The organism is Pantoea sp. CTOTU49201, assembly GCF_032054795.1.
Classification (GTDB): Bacteria; Pseudomonadota; Gammaproteobacteria; order Enterobacterales; family Enterobacteriaceae; genus Pantoea; species Pantoea symbiotica.
This window is the reverse complement of the sequence record NZ_DAMBSA010000337.1, coordinates 1-5,201: the sequence shown is the minus strand read 5'-3', so window position 1 is coordinate 5,201 and position 5,201 is coordinate 1. Positions and strand designations below refer to the sequence as shown.

5 protein-coding genes and 1 riboswitch are annotated in these 5,201 nt (G+C 52.5%); of the genes, 2 read left to right on the top strand and 3 right to left on the bottom strand.

Annotated features, from left to right (window positions below; all coding sequences use genetic code 11):
* The 3 genes from RTY00_RS19330 to pgi form a co-directional block, all read right to left on the bottom strand.
* Window positions 1-249: YjbF family lipoprotein (locus tag RTY00_RS19330; protein WP_312665587.1), on the bottom strand; the 249-nt coding region annotated here is incomplete at its 3' end.
* A 73-nt stretch (window positions 250-322) separates the two neighbouring features.
* Window positions 323-571, bottom strand: a complete 249-nt coding sequence (yjbE, locus tag RTY00_RS19325) for an exopolysaccharide production protein YjbE (protein WP_101763117.1) — start codon at window positions 569-571, stop codon at window positions 323-325.
* Between the two features lie 523 nt (window positions 572-1,094).
* The gene (pgi, locus tag RTY00_RS19320) at window positions 1,095-2,741 is read right to left on the bottom strand and encodes a glucose-6-phosphate isomerase (protein ID WP_312665586.1); all 1,647 of its coding nucleotides are present in this window, start codon (window positions 2,739-2,741) and stop codon (window positions 1,095-1,097) included.
* 373 nt (window positions 2,742-3,114) lie between these two features.
* Window positions 3,115-3,309: riboswitch (Lysine riboswitch) on the top strand.
* A gap of 113 nt (window positions 3,310-3,422) precedes the next feature.
* On the opposite strand from pgi, the gene lysC reads away from it, so the two are divergent.
* Both lysC and RTY00_RS19310 read left to right on the top strand, forming a co-directional pair.
* Window positions 3,423-4,778: a lysine-sensitive aspartokinase 3 gene (gene lysC, locus RTY00_RS19315; RefSeq protein ID WP_312665585.1), complete on the top strand. Its 1,356-nt coding sequence runs from the start codon at window positions 3,423-3,425 to the stop codon at window positions 4,776-4,778.
* Window positions 4,779-5,042: 264 nt separating this feature from the next.
* Window positions 5,043-5,201: aquaporin (locus tag RTY00_RS19310; RefSeq protein ID WP_409519150.1), on the top strand; the 159-nt coding region annotated here is incomplete at its 3' end.

Below are 5,201 nucleotides of genomic sequence, written 5' to 3'. Positions count from 1 at the left end.
CATCGCTTTATCCTGGGTGATCCACTTCTGTTGGCCGTTTTCGTTGTAACCGAGCACCACGAAGATGCGTGGACCTTCATTGATGCGGGCATAGAGGCTGGCGTAGGGCAGGTTAGCAACCTGTTCGTCGGTGACCGTGACATCATCCGGGCCGTTGACGGCCAGCATCACGGTTTGTTCGAGGCCTTTTTGCGTTTGTGTGCAGGCCTGCAACAACAGGCAAAGAAGTAGCAAAGAGAGTCGGCGCACTGTGTATCCCTGTCTAAATAAGCCAAGCAAAAAATAACCACACGGATGTGTGGTTATGCTTAAAGGTGCTACATCAACGAGTGGTGCTCGTTGTGGTGGTTGTTGTTGTACCGGTATTTGCACCGTCACCGCCGCCAGAAGCAGCAATGCCGAGTCCTACTAACGCACCGAGCGCGCCGATACCCACAGCGGTAGACGCGCCGGAAGAGATTGCTCCCGCCTGCGCGCCTGCTGCAGCACCAGCTTCTTCCGGCGCGGCAATCGCAGCGGAAGAAACGGCAACGTAAAGTAAGGCTGCACCGGCAACCATCAGTTTTTTCATAACAACGTTTCCTGCATTTATATGAATCAATGAATGTAGGATTTACCCAGATTTCGGGCGCGTTCAGTATAGGGCAACAAATTACCAGAGTTCAGCATGAGTAAAAGAGGATACAAACCAGGGGCGTTTCTGGTGATAAATAAGGCGAATTGGCGTTAGCTGCTTTTTTTAAATGCCTTTTTTTGGGCTAGTAGAATAAGTGAATGCCTGGTGATTTCCCGGCAGAATTTTTCACTTTTGCACTAAATATTGGTACGGAATGGGAATAATCGGAATTTGCTCAGAAGGCTTAAATAAAAATCATATATCTATCAGATGGATAAATTATAGGTTGGGCTAAATTAGGTCCATTTTAAAGCGGAGTAAGCTGCGTCAGATTGAGGTGAATTACGAATTTCCTTACGGCATTTTAAGAATTTTCTAACCTCTTTTAAGACCGTAAATAATAACTTTAGGCGAGCGATGGCTTATTTGACATAAAAAAGGCGGCATTTACGCCGCCTTATTCACATTAGCCGTGAAATTAACGCCAGGATTTATAGCGATTAATTAAGCCATTGGTGGAGCTATCGTGGCTGCTAATTTCAGCTTCATTTTCCAGCTCTGGCAGAATACGGTTTGCCAGCTGTTTACCCAACTCAACGCCCCATTGGTCAAAGGTGAAGATGTTGAGAATCGCGCCCTGAGTGAAGATCTTGTGCTCATACAGCGCAATCAATGAACCGAGGCTGAACGGGGTGATTTCACGCAGCAGGATGGAGTTGGTTGGGCGGTTGCCTTCGAACACCTTGAACGGCACGATGTGCGCAACAGATTCGGCAGATTTACCGGCATCAGTAAACTCTTTCTCTACCACATCGCGTGACTTACCAAACGCCAGCGCTTCGGTCTGCGCGAAGAAGTTCGACAGCAGCTTCGGATGGTGATCGGTCAGCACGTTGTGGCTCAGCGCCGGTGCGATGAAGTCGCATGGAATCAGTTTGGTACCCTGATGAATCAGCTGGTAAAACGCGTGCTGGCCGTTGGTGCCTGGCTCACCCCAGATGATTGGGCCAGTCTGGTAATCCACCGGATTGCCTTCGCGGTCAACGTATTTACCGTTGGATTCCATGTTGCCCTGCTGGAAGTAAGCAGCAAAGCGATGCATGTACTGGTCGTACGGCAGAATCGCTTCGGTTTCGGCACCAAAGAAGTTGTTGTACCAGATACCGATCAGCGCCAGCAGCACCGGCAGGTTCTGCTCGGCAGGCGTGTTGGCGAAGTGCTTATCCATCGCATGCGCACCGCTCAGCAGCTGCTCAAAGTTCTCAAAGCCGATGGACAGAATGATCGACAAGCCGATCGCTGACCACAGTGAATAGCGGCCGCCAACCCAATCCCAGAACTCGAACATGTTGTCGGTATCGATACCGAATTCACCCACCGCTTTACCGTTGGTCGACAGCGCAGCGAAGTGCTTCGCCACGTGCTGCTGATCGCCAGCGGTTTTCAGGAACCAGTCACGCGCGCTGTGGGCGTTGGTCATGGTCTCTTGCGTGGTGAAGGTTTTTGATGCCACGAGGAACAGCGTGGTTTCCGGGCTGAGATCTTTCAGCGTTTCGGCGATGTGCGTGCCATCGACGTTAGAAACGAAGTGCATGTTGAGGTGGTTTTTGTACGGACGCAGCGCTTCGGTCACCATGAATGGGCCGAGGTCTGAACCGCCGATACCGATGTTCACCACGTCAGTAATGGCTTTACCGGTATAACCTTTCCAGCCGCCGCTGATGATGCGCTCGGAGAAGCCTTTCATCTTCGCCAGCACCGCGTTGACTTCCGGCATCACATCTTTGCCGTCCACCACAATTGGCGTGTTGCTGCGGTTACGCAGCGCAACGTGCAGTACTGCGCGCTCTTCGGTGCGGTTGATCTTCTCGCCAGAGAACATCGATTTGATGGCGCCTGCCAGATCGGTCTCTTTAGCCAGCGCCTGTAATTTTTCGAGGGTTTCTTCGGTGATGCGGTTTTTTGAGAAATCCACCAGCATCTGGTCATCGAAAGTGGCAGAGAATTTCGCAAAACGATCGGCATCTTGCTCAAACAGGTCGGCGATTTGCACCGATTTCATCTGTTCAAAATGCTGCTGCAGCGCTTTCCAGGCAGCGGTTTGTGTCGGATTGATATTTTTCATGGCAACACTCTAGTTGAAATAAGAACCGTCATTCCATCCGGGGCATCCTGCTGGCCCGGCATCCATAGCATTCTTGCACGGGGATGAGTATGACCACAGTTACTGGCTAAGGGAAAAAATTTGTGACCGTGGCCGCACTGTTTCAGGTAAATCCGGCAGCGATTGTCGGTGCTGCGCCAGGAGAATTCCCTGTGCCGCATCAGAAAAAAGCCGCTTTTGTCTGATTCGGACACTACTTTAGGCCGCTGTTGACGGGCGCGTTTGTTCAACGATGCGTTTACCGAAGTGTAAAAGTGAGAAATCCTCAAAGTGCAGGGATGGACAGGGGGGAAAATAATCAGTAATTTATGCGCGCTACTTACACCTCCGGGTGTAAGCCAGAAGAGGCGCGTCGCCCAGGCAGTGTGTTTGAGGATCCGTATCCGCAGAGAACACATCAGGGGGTGTGACGCCGAGGTGGGGCAACACGCGGGGTGTTGCACTGTCGGCTGCAGGGGCTGAATCCTCTGGGTTGTCACCAGAATCGTCCACAGTCGGACGGTTCGCAAGGTGAAGCGCTTTTGGTGACTTGTCTACTACTGATCTTGTCTGCCCAATTCTGCTCTTCTCTTGTGCCTAGGCTGCTACTATGTCTTCCGCCCCAAAAACGGAAGAAAGATAACCTGACACGGGGTTCGTAATATGTCCCAAACTCTTATCGTGGCTAAATTTGGCGGCACCAGCGTTGCCGATTTTGATGCTATGAACCGCAGCGCAGATGTTGTGCTGTCGGATGCCAATACGCGTTTAGTGGTGCTATCTGCCTCCGCTGGCGTCACCAATCTGCTGGTTTCCCTTGCTGAAGGCCAGGAACAAGCGCAGCGCGCTTACCTGCTGGATGAAATCCGCCGTATTCAATACGCCATCATCGATCGTCTGCAATCGCCGGATGTGATCCGCGATGAGATTGATCGCATGCTGGAAAACATCACCATGCTGTCTGAAGCTACCTCGCTGGCGACCTCACATGCGCTGACCGACGAGCTGGTCAGCCACGGGGAACTGATGTCGACGCTGCTGTTCGTGGAGATTCTGCGCGAGCGTCAGGTTAACAGCGAATGGTTTGACGTGCGTAAAGTGATGCGCACCAGCGATCGTTTTGGTCGCGCAGAACCGGAAGTGGCCACGCTGAAAGAGCTGGCCGCAACACAGCTGCAGCCGCGCATTGCGGAAGCGCTGGTGGTGACGCAGGGCTTTATCGGCAGCGAAATCAAAGGCCGCACTACCACGCTCGGTCGTGGCGGCAGCGACTATACCGCTGCGCTGCTGGGCGAAGCGCTGCAGGCCGCACGTATTGATATCTGGACCGATGTGGCCGGTATCTACACCACCGATCCACGCGTGGTGTCCACCGCTAAACGCATTGAAGAAATTACCTTCGAAGAAGCGGCGGAAATGGCGATCTTTGGTGCCAAAGTGCTGCATCCAGCGACTTTACTGCCCGCCGTACGCAGCGATATCCCGGTATTTGTCGGTTCGAGCAAAGATCCGGCTGCAGGCGGTACGCGCGTCTGCAACGAAACTAAAAATCCACCGCTGTTCCGTGCGCTGGCGCTGCGTCGTAAGCAGACGCTGGTAACGCTGCACAGCCTGAATATGCTGCATGCACACGGCTTCCTTGCCGAGGTGTTTAACATCCTGGCGCGCCACAGCATCTCCGTCGATCTGGTGACCACCTCAGAAGTGAGTGTGGCGCTGACGCTGGACAGCACCGGTTCAACCACCACCGGCGACAGCTTGCTGACTCAGGCGCTGTTGACCGAGCTCTCTTCGCTGTGCCGTGTGGAAGTGGAAGAGAACCTCGCGCTGGTGGCGATCATCGGCAACAACCTGTCAAAAGCCTGCGGCGTCGGCAAAGAAGTGTTCGGCGCACTCGAGCCGTTTAACCTGCGCATGATTTGTTACGGTGCCAGCAGTTATAACCTTTGCTTCCTGGTTCCAACCCCAGACGCGGAAGAAGTGGTACGCGCGCTGCATAAGAATCTTTTTGGTTCTTAAGGCAAATTTTTAGCAGGATGAATCAAGCCGGACATGGTCCGGCTTTTTTATTGGTTAAATTTGTTAAACAATAATTTAAGCCCAACGGCAGCCACACTTTCGATCCAGACTTTTCTGGTGATCCCCATTATCACTCGCGAGAACCGTCTCAAATACGCTGGAATTGCCTAAGAATCACACTAATCTCTCATTCAGCGGTTGCGCTTTAATCGCCAAAAACGATAATCCCGCCGCGAAAACATTAAATTATTTGAGGGAACAGAGATGAAAAGATTAGTGGCTGAAACGCTGGGCACTTTCGTGCTGGTGTTGGGCGGTTGTGGCAGTGCGGTTTTGGCCGCGGCGTTTCCAGAATTAGGTATTGGTTTTGCCGGTGTTGCGCTGGCGTTTGGTCTGACGGTATTGGTGATGGCATGTGCCGTC

Bases quoted from the DNA above. Each gene is read 5' to 3' on its own strand.
- yjbE (WP_101763117.1), bottom strand. From the start codon at position 571: ATGAAAAAACTGATGGTTGCCGGTGCAGCCTTACTTTACGTTGCCGTT.
- pgi (WP_312665586.1), bottom strand. From the start codon at position 2,741: ATGAAAAATATCAATCCGACACAAACCGCTGCCTGGAAAGCGCTGCAG.
- lysC (WP_312665585.1), top strand. From the start codon at position 3,423: ATGTCCCAAACTCTTATCGTGGCTAAATTTGGCGGCACCAGCGTTGCC.